Raw genomic sequence first — 14,887 nt, forward strand, 5'->3', positions numbered from 1 at the left:
GCCTGCGTCAATGGCTTTTGCGTAAAGTGTGATAATTTTCACAACAAAGTGTGTAAAATATGTGCTTGTCAGACAATGAGTTACGAAAATCGCTTTTTTTTAGTGGAGTGTGATATGTGAGCGGTTTTTGTTCCATGTCACAGACACGGGGTTTTTGGAGGCGCCCCCCTATCTTTTTTGAAAATTTTAAGGTATTTTTACATATAGAAGAAGATAGTTGAGGGTTTTATGAAAGCAAAAATCGGTTTGTTTTTGTTTGCCATGCTGGCGTGGACCGGCATGGGTTTTGCTGTACCCGGTGACGAAGTGGCGGCAACCTCTTATTTTAACCTGAAATCGCAGGTTAATGGTTTCGGCATGAACGCCACCACCATATTGGTGCTTAGCCAAGAAGCCAAAGATTGTAAGCCTGTAGTGACGCCTGGCATGGGTATGTGGGGGGGGGCCACCAATGGCTGTGTAGCCAGTGTTACCGCTACTCCCGAAAACCTAGCCCAAATGCTTGAAACAAACTGGATCAAGTCGGTTACGTACAAAGGCGTGACCCTTGAACTCGCTACCAATATCGACTTGGGTGAATATTCCGCCACGACTGAAGAGGGCAAGTGTGACGTAAACCATGTGCCGTTCTCGGCTATTGACAGCACCATGTTAAACGGAAATGGCAAGTACATTAAAAATCTTTGCTATGTAGCATCCGATGCGAAAGAACCTGTGGGCTTGTTCAAAAGCGTTAACCGCTCGACTATCAAAAACGTCAAGTTCGATGGCGTACGCATTATTGTCAGTGGCGAAAGCACCAAGGGTGATGCTTACCACCCTGTGGGTGCCATAGCGGGCGTGGTGACCTATTCGCTGGTCGACAGCATCGGTATTACGAATGCCGTAATCCAAGGGCCCGTTGCAGGTGGCCTTGCGGGTTATGTCCGCAATTCGACTCTTTCGAATGTCGTAGGCGATGGCGTTGCTGTCTCTAATACGGTCGCTATTACCGAAGGCTATGCCGGTTCTGCCGAATTAAAGCGTGAGACTGGTTATAACGTATTCTTGGGCGGTTTGGTTGGGTTTGTTGTCCGTGACACGAGCGAAGACGACAATACTTTTATAAACGATTCTATTTGGGTTGACGTTCGCGACGAGGCTCAGGGCCACAAGTCCGCTTTGGGCGGTATTGCGGGTTTTGTCAAGACGGTTGGCAATACCAATGAAAACTTGCAGGTCGTTAAAGCGGTCGGAGCACAAAGCGGAGTCTTGCCGTCCCGCATTTCGGGCGGTTCGTCTATGGGTGGCCTTTTCGGCGTGCTGACGGTGTTCAAGTCGAATGCGTTCGGTGCAAACGCCAATACCGGAAAATTCGTTCTCAGTAATAGCAAGTTTAGCGGTAAAATCTACGACGCTTCTTCTACTGATGTAATCGCGGTGGGCGGCCTTGTGGGCTTTGATTCTACGGAAACGAACACGTCGTTCCAGGTTGTGGATGGTTACGCCGACATTGACTTGACCGATGTATTGCAGGTGGCGGGCAAGTACCAGTACTTTGCCGGCGGCATTGTCGGTTATGGCGCCTCTTGCACGAGCGGAAGCACTGCGGACACCGACTTCTTGAGTATAAAGAATTCCAGAACCGAAGGCGCCATTTCGCTTTCGGCATCGGCTGCGGCTGTTGACGGCTTGCATAGTGACGCCTACTTGGGCGGTATCGTGGGGTCTGCTTGCTTGGCCCAGGCAAAGGACATGGGCCTTGTGAACGATACTTCTTCTGTCAAGATTACCTCGAAGGTCAAAACGGCTGTGGATGGTGGAAAAGAAGTTAATGGCGCCCCTGCTCGTGACAGCGTGTTCGTGGGCGGCGTAATCGGTTTTGCAAGTGTCGCTGTCGCCAATAAGCCCGCGACATTTTCTGGCGTGTATTACGATGGATCCATTGTGGTTGAAGACAGCTTGAACAATGTGTTCGTGGGTGGCATTCTTGGCGGCTTTACCAAGGTCGAGGGCGGCAAGACGGTGAAGTTCGAGAACGTGATTGCCCGCAACGAAAACCTGATTTCTTACAAGGCGAAAGAAGGTGCTGCAGTCACTACCACGAACAGGCAAGAAACGAACGTGGGCGGCCTGTGCGGCGTCTGTAACGAAATTACCCTCATGAACAGGGTCGGTGTTTCGGGCGAAATCATGGTAAGTGGTAAGCATTCCGGCAATACGCTCATGGTGGGTGGCCTTGTGGGGGCTGCCAGCGCAAACGAAGTTGCAATGGAATTGCGCAACGCCTTTAGCATTGGCGAAATTTCGGTGACCGCTACCCATAGCGATGCCGTTGCCGGCTACGAAAAGAAGGTGGGGTACCTGTTCGGCAAGATGGTGACTAGCAAGGGTTATGAGATTAAGTCGGTGTACCATTACGATGACATTGACAATACCGACATTTTGGTCCCGTTTGGCCAGCTGGGCTATTCCGGAGCCACGGAATGGGCTGCAGATGAGAATATCCACTATGTGGTCCGCAATGCTGAAACGGAATCTCTTTCGGGCGACCATAACGGAACGGTCAAGTCTGTAAAGAATTCCCAATTTGCCGGGTTCTTGAACAGCGCCTATAGCAAAGAAGCGGATTATGCGTGGAGCTATTTGAAGGGCAGCAACAGCGACCTCCCGATCTTTGCGGTTGAGGGCCTGTATGACCCCGTTAAGCCTGAATCGGAAACCGTTTATTACATGGTCACTTTTGTGACTAAGGATAAGCAGGATATTATTAAGCAATATCAGGTGAAGGCTGGCGAAGATTCCCCCGAACCGACCTTAGAAGATGTGCTAGATCACCCGGTCGAGGGTCATACCTTTAATGGCGAATGGGATAGGGATTTCCATAATATTCAGGGTGACCTGACTGTAGAAGCTCAGTATGACGTTAACGTGTACACGGTCAAGTTCTTTAGCTATGACGGTTCGCAGATTGGAAAAGAGCAGATTGTGAAGTATATGGAATCGGCTCAAGCTCCGCCGGCTCCGGCCCGCGAAGGCTATGAATTTGCTCGCTGGAGTGACATGTCTTACATGCAGGTCAAGGACAACTTGAATATCAAGGCGGAGTACAACCCGAAAAAATACTGGATTGTGTTTAAGAATTTCGATGGTGAATCAGTTGCTAGCGATTCCATTGAATACGGTGCGGTTGTGTTGGCTCCGATTCCGGAACCGCGTGCTGCTACGGCTGAATACGTGTACACCTTTGTGGGCTGGGATCCTGAAGTGATCAGGGTCAAGGGCGATGCCGTCTACAAGGCTGTTTACGATTCTACCAAGGTGCAGTACATGGTAACCTTCTTGGATTACGATGATACCCAGATTGGTGACGTTCAAATGGTGGAATACGGCTCTGCGGCCGTGGCGCCTGCTGACCCGGTGCGTGAAGGCTACACTTTTGTGGGCTGGGACCGTAAATTCGATGTGATTACCAAGAGTGTCGAAGTAAAGGCCACCTACGAAAAACTTCCGGAATCTTCGAGTTCTGTCGAAGTTTCTAGCTCGAGCGAGCCCGAAAGTTCCAGCAGCGAGCCGGAATCCTCGAGTTCTGTCGAAGTTTCTAGTTCTAGCGAATCCGAAAGTTCCAGCAGTGTCGAAGAATCTTCGAGTTCTGTCGAAGTTTCTAGCTCCAGTGAACCCGAAAGCTCTAGCAGCGTTCCGGCCTCTAGCTCTAGCTTCACCGATAAAATCGAGATTGTGCAGCCGACCATTAAAAAGTCCGGCAACAATGCAATCCGCTTGACCTTCGGTACCGAAAACGTCAGTGAATCTGCAGTCGCACGCGTCCTTGTGATTGGCGGAAAAGATACCATTTGGATTGATACCCTTAAGAATCCGATTGTTGGCAGTAGCCAGTGGGAACTGGCTCCTGCTCCGATCGGCAAGTACAAAGTGGTCTTGATGGTGGACGACGGTACAAGACATGCCAAAACTGAGGAATACTTCGAAGTCGCCTCTGAAATCAAGGCCACTCCGGGTAGCTGGCAGATGGTTTCGCTGTCCGCCTTCGACAAGAAGAAGGTAAAGACTAGCGATGCCGCGTTCTACTGGTGGGATGAAAAGAACCCGGTGGGTGACTACTGGCAGTACCGCGCCTTTAACGGCGAAAATACCGATGCCACTCGCGGCTTCTGGTATGGTACGACCGAAGGCAATCCGCTGGTGATTCGCGAATCTACCGGCTCCAAGGATTCTGAAATCGTGTGGGAACTCGATAGCCTGTACAGCGGCTGGAACCTGGTGGCTAACCCGTATGGCTGGAATGTGAACATCAAGAAGGGTTCTTCCGATAATGGAACCAAGGTTGCATTCTGGCGCTGGATCCCGTCTAAGGGCGGTTACGAATTGGTGCACGATGTGATTGGGCCCTACGAAGCCGTGTGGGCTAAGGTTTCCAAGTCTACCACCTGGCGCATGCCTGCCGCTCCGGATTTCACGTTTGATGTTGTGCCCTCCGATGCCGAAACGAAGAAAGCGATGCATAAGGATGCCGCTGGTATCAAGGGAGCCTGGAGCCTGATGGTTTCGCTTGCCGACGATTACGGCAAACAGGATTCCTGGAACGTGATTGGTGCCGGCGCCGAAGAAAGCCTCGATGAACCGCCTGCAGGCATGGGTAACCGTGTGTCGCTTGCCATCCGCAATAGCGAAAAGGGCGCTAAGCTTGCCAAGAGCATCAAGGCGGTTGCAAGCGAATACAGCTGGATTCTGGACGTGAGTGCAAACACTGCCCGCGAAGGCAAGCTTAAGTTCGAAGGCGTCAAGGAATTGAACAGCCAGGGACTCAAGCTGTTTGTAACCGCAGAAGGCGTGACGACGGAAGTTACGGACGAAAAGGCTATGAATGTGGCGCTCGCCAAGTCCGCCAAGCAGGTGGAAGTCCGCGTGGCTGCAAGCAATGCGGTGATGGCCTCTTCCAAAATCAGCGGCTTTGGCTCGACCCTTGCGGGTGGCGCGCTGCAGGTTGGCTTTACGGCTCCTGAAGCTTTGGCCGGGGCACGCGCAAGCTACGCCGTGGTCGGTGTCGACGGCAAGAAGGTGGCCGCGGGCCAGTTCAAGGCGACCGCCGGTACGAACCGGTTTAGCCTGAACGCTCCGAAGTCTGGCGTGTACTTTGTGCGAATCAAGGTCGGTAGCCAGCAGCTCTCGGGCAAGGTACTTGTGAGATAACTCACGGAAATATAAGCAGAAATGTGACGCTACTCAAAAGGCGGGCCTGGGGCCCGCCTTTTTTGCACTCGTTCTTACTTTTTTGTTGCATAAAAAATTATTATTAACTTGTGGCGTTTGGGATAAACGTTGTTGGAGGCTATGATGGGAAAAATAGCGAAGCTTTTTTTGATTTGCACCCTGCTTTTGGTAGGGGAGTCTTTTGCAGATTTGCCGTATGCGCTTAAGTTTAGTTGTTCTAAGTCTACTGATGATGTCTATACTTGCGATATTGAACAGCTTCAATCGTCAAAGCCGACTGCAAATACCTACACGACATGGGGAAGTTTTTTACAGGCTTTTCAGACTGAGATTGAATCGAAATTGGATATTTCCAAAAATCCTTCTGCAAAGACTGATTATAGTGGGTTTGTAATTCGTTTTAATTCTAATATCGATTTTGGTGGATACCAAAAAACAAATGGTGTTGTCACTTGTAGGGATAATACTTTTGCTCCCATGAATTTTGGACCGCTTGCGTTCCAGCCGACGATTGATGGTCAAAATAAAACAATCAAGAATTTCTGCTACATTGCCGAAGATGTAAATGCTGCGTTCTTTTCAAATCTGAGTAGTACAACTGTTAAGAATATTACATTCTCCGATGCTTATGTCAAGGCGAAAACGGTGTCTGGGGCACATCTTTGTGGTGGGGCTTGTAATGCATCGGTTGTGGCAAACACTGTGCAAAATGTCAACTTTGAAAATGTGGTGGTACGAGGTGCCGTGGTTTATGGTTGGCAAACCTCGACGCTGGCTATAACTGCTGGAACTGGGAACACGGACAAGAATACACCGGCGGTTTCTCTTAAAAAGATTAAAATTGATCATGTGACTTTGGGCATGACACCCGATGTCATTGCAGAACACCCGATGCTAGACCTTATTGAAAGTGCTCCATCGGCTAGTGGAGGCATTATTGCTGATGTCGGCGGACATGTTTCAATGGAAGATAGCATCAAAGTGCTGAATTTGAGTGTTCCGGATTCGATTTCGAAAATTTATAAGGATGTTTCGGGGACTGAATATATTGGGAATCGCTATGTCGGTGGCATTGCGGGGCGTTTTACCCCTTCGGCAGAGGATACTGATTTTACTTTGGATAGTATAGAAGTATCTGCTGATTTGAGCGGCCTTTGGGTAGGCGGTTTGTTTGGAAGGGTTTCTATTGATAATGATAATCTTTTAGGTTCGTCTAATTTTAATGTAACGAACGCGAAGGTGACGTTGAACTCGCCTGTATATTTGGGAAATACTGGCGATAACAGGAATCGTTATTTTGGTGGACTTGTTGGCGAATGGATTTGGCTAAGGGGAAAAGTTGTTTTGTCGAATGATACAGTCGATGTCTCGGCGGATTGGCGTGGGGATAAGGATTTTGCAGGAACGGCCTATATGGGAGGACTTGCAGGATTTATTACAGGTAAAGAAGACGGCGTTTCCCTTGTTGATGTTTTGGCAGAAAACAATACGGTAACGGCTGAAATGTTGACATCTTCGAGAAATGTCTATGCAGGCGGAATTTTGGGAAGAGTGAATCTTGAAAAAGATGATATCATCGGTAGCGGCTCTCTTCGTATTTTAAAATCAAACGTTAAAGCTAAAAAATCGAATTTAATTACGACTACTGCAAAAGAATGCATATTGGTCAATGCCAGCTATTTGGTGGGTAATGCAGTGAGTCTGGGTGGAAATGTTGAAATTGAACAAAATCATGCCGAAGGAATTGTCTACATCGCTAACGATCGTTTGACTGCTCCGGGGGGTGTTGGTGCCGAAGCAGGTTTAACGTGGTCTTACGGAGCGAAGATATACAACAATACCTCTGTGGGTGATTTGCTTGTTAAAAAAGCTGTAGGAGCTGCGGGTTCAAAGATTTGTCGAGGGTATGTTGCTGGAAAGCTTCAGGGTAACAATTCTGAATCAAAAATCAAGGTAAGAAACAATTTTCATTATGGTTCAATTGATATGGGAACTTACCTTGCTGTTGGCGTCTTGGAGGTCGATTCTAAGGAAATTCCTGTTTCGACTTGGAGAAATACATATTCGTCAGATTTGGATGTGCGCTACAATTACCGCAATACATTGAATTCGAAAGCAGATTCGACGTTGAGTGCCGATGGTGAGTTGAAAAAGGATGGCTCCGGTGATATTATTGTGAATGCGGAAACTGGTGCATTGGGGTATAACGGCGTTATCGATGCCGATGTCATGAAGTCTCGCTTGTTTACTTACGTGATGAATGCAACGCAACCTAGTGGTTCCACTGTCACTTGGGAAAGTGAACCGTCAAGTTTGCCTGTGATTTCGTCGAAAGAAAGAACTGCATATAAACTAGCGATTAGCTTGACAGATGCGGATTATAAAGAATTGAAGGATGAAGATAAGGTTGCTTTAAAAGATTATTTGCCGGCAAAATGTGAAGCCGGAAAATGTTCCTTGTATGTCTATACAGAAAATGATAAAATGTTAAAATCGGGCTTGAATTCTGAATTTTTGAGCGCCGGTTTAATGATTGTTGATGATGACGGCAGCGCTTATGCTTTTAGTCAAAAATTTTCCAAAGATGATAAAGCGAAAGGCTTAACGGACCGTGAAATAAAGGTGACTTACTATCTAGAAAATCCGGCTCAGTTAAGCGGGGGAACTCCTATGCCTGTGTCAATGGACGATTATGTGGATGACGTGACTTTTGCATGGCCGAAGGTGGAAAAAGTTCGCCTGTTGTCTAGTAAGGATATCGTTCCGACGGCTCTTTTAGATTATAACAATGCCAAATATGAATTGGTTTTATATCAAGCGTATACGTGTCCGGCGGGCGCAGCGTTCTTTGCCGGTTGCAAAAATGTTTTTGCAAGTGGAATTTCGTTGGCGCAAAAGCAAATGAATAATATTGAGGCTGTTCTTAAGGAAGTGAGAACGCATATAAACAATAACAATGGAGATGAAATACAGTTATACTATAAGCTGGTTGATTTAAGCGAGGGCATTAGCTACATGCCGCAGCTGGATATAGGATTGTTCAATAGCAAAGCTAAAATCAATGTTACCACATACGGCTATAATAAAAATGATGCACTTGATGAGATTGATTCGTATGAGCTAGGAATCACCCAGCCTTTGCGATCCGATGTAGACATGGCTTCGAAGTATGGGTTCAACCTGGCAGAACGTGGCTTTAAGCTGGATTCTTTAATAGTTGATTTTTGGCTCGGATTGAACGAAACATCTACAGACGTGATTAAAGAATGTTATAATGAAGGAAGCAAAACGGCGAAGTGCGCAGAAACTAATATGTATGGAGATCTTTCCAAGAACTATTTCAATAGTGAATCAGACATAGAAAATCAGTTGAATGCAATGGTAACCAGCGGCAAGTCTCGGTTGATGAAGTGGTCGACGAAGCTTGACGCCGATGAAATGTTGAACTTGGATTCGATGGCCCAGGCCATGTCTATAGTTGCTCCCCAAATGGCTGCGAAGGCGCCAATGTTCATGGCCGTGGAACCTCATCTGACGGGAATCCCGTATAAGGTTGCATTTGATATAAACGCGGGCGGCAAGAACGTATTCCTGACGGATGAATTTGTGATTAAGGATTCTTATTCCCGCGAAAATGACGAAACGGCAAAACTCCCCGAAGGTCTGCTTGCAACGGATGCCTGCTTTACCGGCTGGATTGAAAATGCTGAAAATCCAGCGTTGACGCCGTCGATAAAAATGGATGGCACGCTACTTGAAAAGGCAAACCCGAAAGATAGAGAATCGTTCGATCTGTATGGAGCCTGGGATGCTGGCTGTACGGTTGAAAAAGCCGAAGTGCTTTTGAAGGTGGTTGACAAAACGGGTGCCGAAGGTAATTTTGGTACGGTTACGCTGAGTCAGTCTTACCGTAACCCAGGAAAAGAAAAGGTGATTTTAAAACACGACTTTGTCGATGGAAAAATTGAAGTCCCGACCTCTGCCGAACCGATGACTCTGCATGTGACATCTACTCAAACCAATAAGGATTACGATCTTGCAAAACTCACGTTGAAAAAGGCTGATGGAACTGAATTGTCGATTCCGCTTGGTTCTCAAGATACTTCGTTCAAGATTGCGCCTGCGGCGGGTGTGACGGATACGCTGTATGCCATGTTTGGTGGTTACATTGATGTTGATGTTAAAGTCGGTCGAAACAATGTCTTTTATGGCTATGATTCTTACAAGGAGACGCTTCACTTGGTGGATGGTGGAACCACTGATTTGCCTATGTGGGTCTATACCCCGACGGAATGCGTGCTTGGATGGTCTGTAACGCCTGATGGTGCAGATTATGATCATGGCTCGGTCTCGAGTGATGTTTTGAGTGCCAAGGTGACGAGCGAAAAAACTTTGTATGGGGTATGGGGCAATGCGGATGCTTGCGTGGCAAATGCAGATTACCGTCGCCTGAAACTGGAATCGGACCATGGGACTGTGGAAATTGGCGAAGTGGATGATGGCTCCGTAAAGATGCATTCTTTTGCGGCCGATTCCACGATGCTTTTGCCGCTAGAATTTGCTCACTCCAAGTGGGTGATTCATGGCGTTCCTCAGGAAGGCTATAAGCTCGATTCCGTTGTAATCGACGGCCGTATTAAGCTTGCCGATGGCGATGTCTTGGCGGATTCCATTACGGGCTATTTGCCGATGAAGGCTTATTTCTCTGAAGAAAAGAAACAGGTGGTAAGCCCCAATGGCAATGTTGTGTTAGCTGAGAATCAGGTGAAACTGTCTGGGACTAGAAATGGAAATGCAATGCGTCTGCCTATTGAATGGCATGTGGAACAAGGTGCCGTTGCAGAATTGCGTGCGACGCTTCTAGATGCTTTGGGTGTAGAGGTTAAACCGTTGGTGGATAGTGTTGCTGGCAATGGCTCTCTCAACTGGGATGTGTTCCCGCTGTTGCCGGGTGTCTATCGTGTCAACGTGAAAATGAAGAGCGGCAGTGTTGACTCTGTGTCGTATGTAACGGAGGTGTTTACGGTTTTGCCCGAAATTGCCGTTGCTCCGAATACCTGGCGCATGGTTTCGCTTTCGGATGTAGACGAGAGTGCAATCGTGTGGGATGCCGATCCGGCGTTCTATTACTGGGACGAATCTGCCGAATATGGCGTTGTCTGGAAGTACCAGAGGTATAATGGCGGCGCTGTGAAGGCGCAGCAGGGCATTTGGTACAATTCCCGGGAAGGTAGGGCGCTCCCGTTGCGTCGTGATGTGGCAACAGGCAGCAATGTGCAGGGTGCTCCTCAAATCGTTTGGGAAGTGAACGCTGGCTGGAATATGGTGGCAAACCCCTACGGTTGGAAAGTGAAACTGCCCGAGAATATTTTGAATACTTTTGAAATTTGTAAGTGGTCTGCCGGGTCTGGATTTGCTCCGGTGACTGAACTGGAACCTTACGAGGCCGTGTGGCTGCATTCCGATACCAAGACCCCGATTGGCTTTGCGGCGGAACCTTCGTTCGATAATCCTGTGAATGTTGCCGCTTTGCAGAAGGCCGCCTTGGCGAAGGCTACTCGCGAAAGCTGGGCCTTGCAGGCCGAGCTTCGCGATACACGCGGCCACGGCGATTCCTGGAACGTGCTTGGCGTGGGCGCGGCCGAGGAACGCCTGGAACCGCCTGCAGGCATGGGCGACTTTGTGAATCTGTCGGTGGTCGAGGGCAAGAAGGCTTTGCTCAAGTCTATCAAGAGTGCCGAAGACGACCGACATGAATGGAAGTTTGCCTTGAGCGCGACGACTGACCGCGTGGGCTACCTCAAGTTTGAGGGCGTAAAGGCTCTGAACGAGATAGGTCTGAAGGTCTATGTGACGATTGACGGCAAGACGACCGAAATGGGTGCCGGGGACTCCTTGAAGGTGTTGCTTAAGGCCGCAGGCTCTACGGCGACCGTCCAGGTAACCTCGTCTGCAGTCACGACCGTCGCCTCGAAGATTGAAAATCTGCGCTTTGAGCGCGTCCCGGGCGCCCTCCAGGTCGGGTTCGACGTGTCCAGCGACTTGGCCGGTGCCGGCTACCGTGTGCAGCTCGTGAGCGTAAACGGTAAGGTTGCCGCCACCTATAGCGGCAAATCGACCGCAGGCCACAACACGCTCGCACTTACAGCCCCGAAACCGGGCCTGTACCTGCTCCGCGTGACCCTCGGCCGCCACCATGCTGTCCGCAAGGTGGCAATTTCCCGCTAATCTTGCCATAAGTGCGGCATTTTTCTAAATTTGGCCGCACTATGACAAAGGCTAAATTCATCAAGTTCATCATCGCGTCGGTGCTCGCCATCGTCGCCCTCTTCTTGCCCTACGAATCCCTCGGATTCGATGCCGCAAGCCCCATGGGAATCCTGAATCCGCTCGAAATTCGCGTCATTGGCGTTTTCGTGATGGCGGCTCTGTTCTGGATTCTGCAACCGTTCCCGATCTGGTCGACCTCGATGCTCGTCATTGTGCTCATGATCGTGACGATGTCCGATTCGTCCCTGACGCCTTTCCGCGTGGACGGCGTGACCATGATCAGCCATAAGTCCATTATGGCAACGTTTGCAAACCCGATTATCATGCTCTTCTTGGGCGGCTTCTTCCTCGCTGCAGCCGCTACCAAGTACAAGATGGACTTGAACCTCGCCCGCGTGCTCCTGAAGCCCTTCGGAAAGAACCCGAAGTTCGTGCTCCTCGGACTCATGCTCATTACGGCCGTGTTCTCCATGTTCATGAGCAACACCGCAACCGCCGCCATGATGCTTGCCATTCTCGCCCCGGTGCTCAAACTCTTCGACGAAGATGACCGCGGTAAAGCAGCCTTTGCCCTTGCTATTCCGCTGGGTGCCAACATCGGTGGTATGGGCACCCCGATCGGTACACCCCCGAACGCTATCGCCCTTGGTGCCTTGAACGACGCTATTGCCCGTGGCGACCTCGTTGCTAACCCGGTGAGCTTCGGTCAGTGGATGGCCTTCGGTATTCCGTACGTGATTGTTTTGATGGTGATTGCTTGGCTCTTGCTCCTCAAGATTTACCCGATCAAGATGAAGGAAATGGTCTTGAACATTGAAGGTGCCGGCAAGTTCGATACCAGCCCCAAGGCCATTATCGTGTACATTACCTTTGTCGTGTGCGTGCTCCTGTGGGTGACCGGTAAGGGTGTCCACGGCATCAACGATAACGCCATTGCCATGATTCCGATGGCCGTGTTTGCTCTCACTGGCGTGATTACCAAGAAAGACCTGAACGCAATGAGCTGGGACGTGCTCTGGCTCGTAGCAGGCGGTTTCGCTCTCGGTGTTGGCCTCAACGCTACAGGCCTTGCTGCTCACTTGATCAAGACGATTCCGTTTGCAAGCTGGTCTCCGCTCGCCCTCATGATCGGTTGCGGTGTCATTTGCTTGTTCATGGCTAACTTCATGAGCCATACTTCTACCGCGACCTTGCTCGTGCCGATTCTTTGCGCCGTGGGCATTGCTTGCCAGGACAACCTCGTTGGCCTCGGTGGCGTGACCGCTCTGCTTGTTTCCGTCGCCTTTGCAAGCTCTCTCGGTATGAGCCTCCCGATTTCGACGCCGCCTAACGCCTTGGCCCACGCTACAGGTTACACTGACACCAACGGTATGGCTAAGACCGGTATCGTGATGGGTATTTCCGGCCTTGCCCTCTCCTGGGTGATGATGATTTTCCTTGCCAAGGTAAACTTCTTCGGCACTCCGGTTCCGAAGGCCGCTGAAGCCGCTCCTGCCGCTCCGGCTGCAGTTGAAAAGGTTGAGGCCCCGGCCGCTCCGGCTGCTGAAGCCGTCGCCGACAGCGCTGCCGCAGTTGCCGCCGACTCTACCGTTGCTGTTGCCGTCGATAGCGCAGCCGCTGCTAAGGTGGAAGTTGTCGACTCCACTGCAGCAAAGTAACAGACCGCTCGGCTTTATCGCATAAATGAAAATGTGATATCGCCTCGCTCTCGCAAACGCCCTCGGTTAACACCCGAGGGCTTTTTTGCTCACGGAACAAGATTTGTTTTCTGAAATTCGGGTTCTTAAGGGCAGAGCCCTTAGGCGAAAGGGTAATGGAAGACCCGGTGAGAGACTGGCCGCTAAGCGAACATTAGAGGCCGAAGGCCGAATCCATGTTCGTGTGCGGAGCAGGCTCGAGCAGGGGCTGTAATTAGGGAGAGCCTTCTCCCTTTTAAATTTAAAGAGATGAATAAAAAAGTCTAGAAAACAAAGAAACCTCGCTAGAAGCGAGGTTCTTTCAGTGGTCGATACAGAACTCGAATCTGTGACCTCTACCATGTCAAGGTAGCGCTCTAACCAACTGAGCTAATCGACCGAGGTGAGACCAATTATAGAAAATATAAATTAGGTTGTCAAGGGGCTATTAGAACTTAGATCTTAGTGATTAGATGTTTTTTTCTAAGTTCTAAGAGCGCAGCGGTCTAAGTTCTGCCAACTTATCTCTCTGAATCGGGTACCCAGTAGCGGAATCGGCCGGTCAAATGGAGCGGTGGAAGGCTGTCGCTGCAACTTCCGGAACGGCAATCCATGAAATACAGGTCCAAATCGGCTGTCCACAGGGAATCCTTGATGATTTCGTCGAACTTGATGGTGCTGCTGTCGACGATAAGGGGGGCCTCTGTCGCGAAATTGGCGCGGAACCATGAAACGGTCTGCATTCTGCCGTTCAAGCTTGCTCGGCCCACCGGAGTGAGATCTTTGCCGGTCTGGGGGCTGTTGACCATGAGCGAAAGCTGGTCGCCTTCCTTGCTTTCTTCGATTCGTGTGCAAAAGTAAAAGTAGTGATGGCTGTTGTTTACGTAAAACGGGGGCTCTACGTCGTTTTTGTCGAGCTCGATGGTGTAAGGGCCGTCGCCGTTGAGCGTGTACTTGAGGTAGCCGCCGCCTTTGATTTCCCAGCTGTTGTTGATGTCGCCGCATGCAGCGAGCGCAAGCGCGATTGTACCTAGGGCCAAACCTGCTTTTTTGTGGAAAGTCAAATTCATGCCCCTAAAGTAGAAATTATCTTTGGTTTGAACGTATTATGAGTGAAAATAAAATCCATAGGCTCGATGCCGAAACTCCTTTGGGGGTAATCCACCTGGCTGGGTTTGCCCAAAAGCCGGATCACCGTTCGGTGATTTTTGGCCTTCTGTCGGAGTATTCGGGCTGCCCCGTGAGTGCGGCCGACCTGTGTGAGTCCAAGGTGAATCCTCGCCCCGAGTTCCCGAAGCTAGACTTTGATGTGAACTGGACGCATTCCCAGGGCTACTGCGTGTGTGCCTATGGTGAGCGCGGCTCCCGTGGTCGCTTGAAGATTGGGGTGGATTTGGAGAAATTTTCGCCGAAACGCCTGCACCTGGCCGAACGGTTCTTTAGCAAAGAGGAATCTACGTGGCTTGCGGGCCTCGATGAAGCGTGCGCCATGCAGGAATTCTTTAAGCTCTGGTGCCGCAAGGAGGCGTTTTACAAGTGTGTGGGCGGTGAATTCTTTGAAGGCACCCTTAGGCGTGATATGCAAAAAAATCCGGTGCTTGTGGAGCGGCCGGATTCTGTTGAACCTGTAGCGGTTCATTTTGTGGACTTGGAAGCGGCTGCAGTCGGGGCCCCGATGCGCGCTGCATTCTGCGTCGCAGTCTCTCGTCTGTAGCCGCTTAGCGGCGTCC

Annotated in this window: 5 protein-coding genes and 1 tRNA gene; 4 read left to right on the forward strand and 2 right to left on the reverse strand. The window is 49.9% G+C overall.

The window, feature by feature from the left end:
- Positions 1 to 228 precede the first annotated feature (228 nt).
- The 3 genes from BUC02_RS15655 (at position 229) to BUC02_RS05345 (ending at position 13,139) form a co-directional block, all read left to right on the forward strand.
- Positions 229 to 5,190 (forward strand): InlB B-repeat-containing protein, encoded by a 4,962-nt coding sequence (locus BUC02_RS15655; protein ID WP_083564399.1) that lies wholly within the window; start codon positions 229 to 231, stop codon positions 5,188 to 5,190.
- A gap of 498 nt (positions 5,191 to 5,688) precedes the next feature.
- On the forward strand, positions 5,689 to 11,439 hold the full coding sequence (locus BUC02_RS05340; protein WP_073319612.1) for a hypothetical protein: 5,751 nt from the start codon (positions 5,689 to 5,691) through the stop codon (positions 11,437 to 11,439).
- A gap of 41 nt (positions 11,440 to 11,480) precedes the next feature.
- The gene (locus BUC02_RS05345; protein WP_073319615.1) at positions 11,481 to 13,139 is read left to right on the forward strand and encodes an SLC13 family permease; all 1,659 of its coding nucleotides are present in this window, start codon (positions 11,481 to 11,483) and stop codon (positions 13,137 to 13,139) included.
- A 344-nt stretch (positions 13,140 to 13,483) separates the two neighbouring features.
- Here BUC02_RS05345 and BUC02_RS05350 read toward each other — a convergent pair.
- Together BUC02_RS05350 and BUC02_RS05355 are read right to left on the reverse strand one after the other, a co-directional pair.
- Positions 13,484 to 13,557: transfer RNA gene (locus BUC02_RS05350), tRNA-Val, on the reverse strand.
- Positions 13,558 to 13,678: 121 nt separating this feature from the next.
- Complete coding sequence (locus BUC02_RS05355; RefSeq protein WP_073319618.1) at positions 13,679 to 14,227, reverse strand: hypothetical protein; 549 nt, start codon at positions 14,225 to 14,227, stop codon at positions 13,679 to 13,681.
- A 38-nt stretch (positions 14,228 to 14,265) separates the two neighbouring features.
- Between BUC02_RS05355 and BUC02_RS05360 the strand changes: the two genes are divergently transcribed.
- A complete protein-coding gene (locus BUC02_RS05360) occupies positions 14,266 to 14,871 on the forward strand; it encodes a 4'-phosphopantetheinyl transferase family protein (protein WP_073319621.1) in 606 nt (201 codons plus the stop codon).
- The last annotated feature ends 16 nt before the right edge of the window (positions 14,872 to 14,887 follow it).

It is taken from the genome of Fibrobacter sp. UWOV1 (assembly GCF_900142495.1).
GTDB lineage: Bacteria > Fibrobacterota > Fibrobacteria > Fibrobacterales > Fibrobacteraceae > Fibrobacter.

Coding starts and splice junctions, on each gene's coding strand:
- BUC02_RS05340 (WP_073319612.1), top strand. CDS start 5,689: ATGAATTTTGGACCGCTTGCGTTCCAGCCGACGATTGATGGTCAAAAT.
- BUC02_RS05355 (WP_073319618.1), bottom strand. CDS start 14,227: ATGAATTTGACTTTCCACAAAAAAGCAGGTTTGGCCCTAGGTACAATC.
- BUC02_RS15655 (WP_083564399.1), top strand. CDS start 229: ATGAAAGCAAAAATCGGTTTGTTTTTGTTTGCCATGCTGGCGTGGACC.
- BUC02_RS05345 (WP_073319615.1), top strand. CDS start 11,481: ATGACAAAGGCTAAATTCATCAAGTTCATCATCGCGTCGGTGCTCGCC.
- BUC02_RS05360 (WP_073319621.1), top strand. CDS start 14,266: ATGAGTGAAAATAAAATCCATAGGCTCGATGCCGAAACTCCTTTGGGG.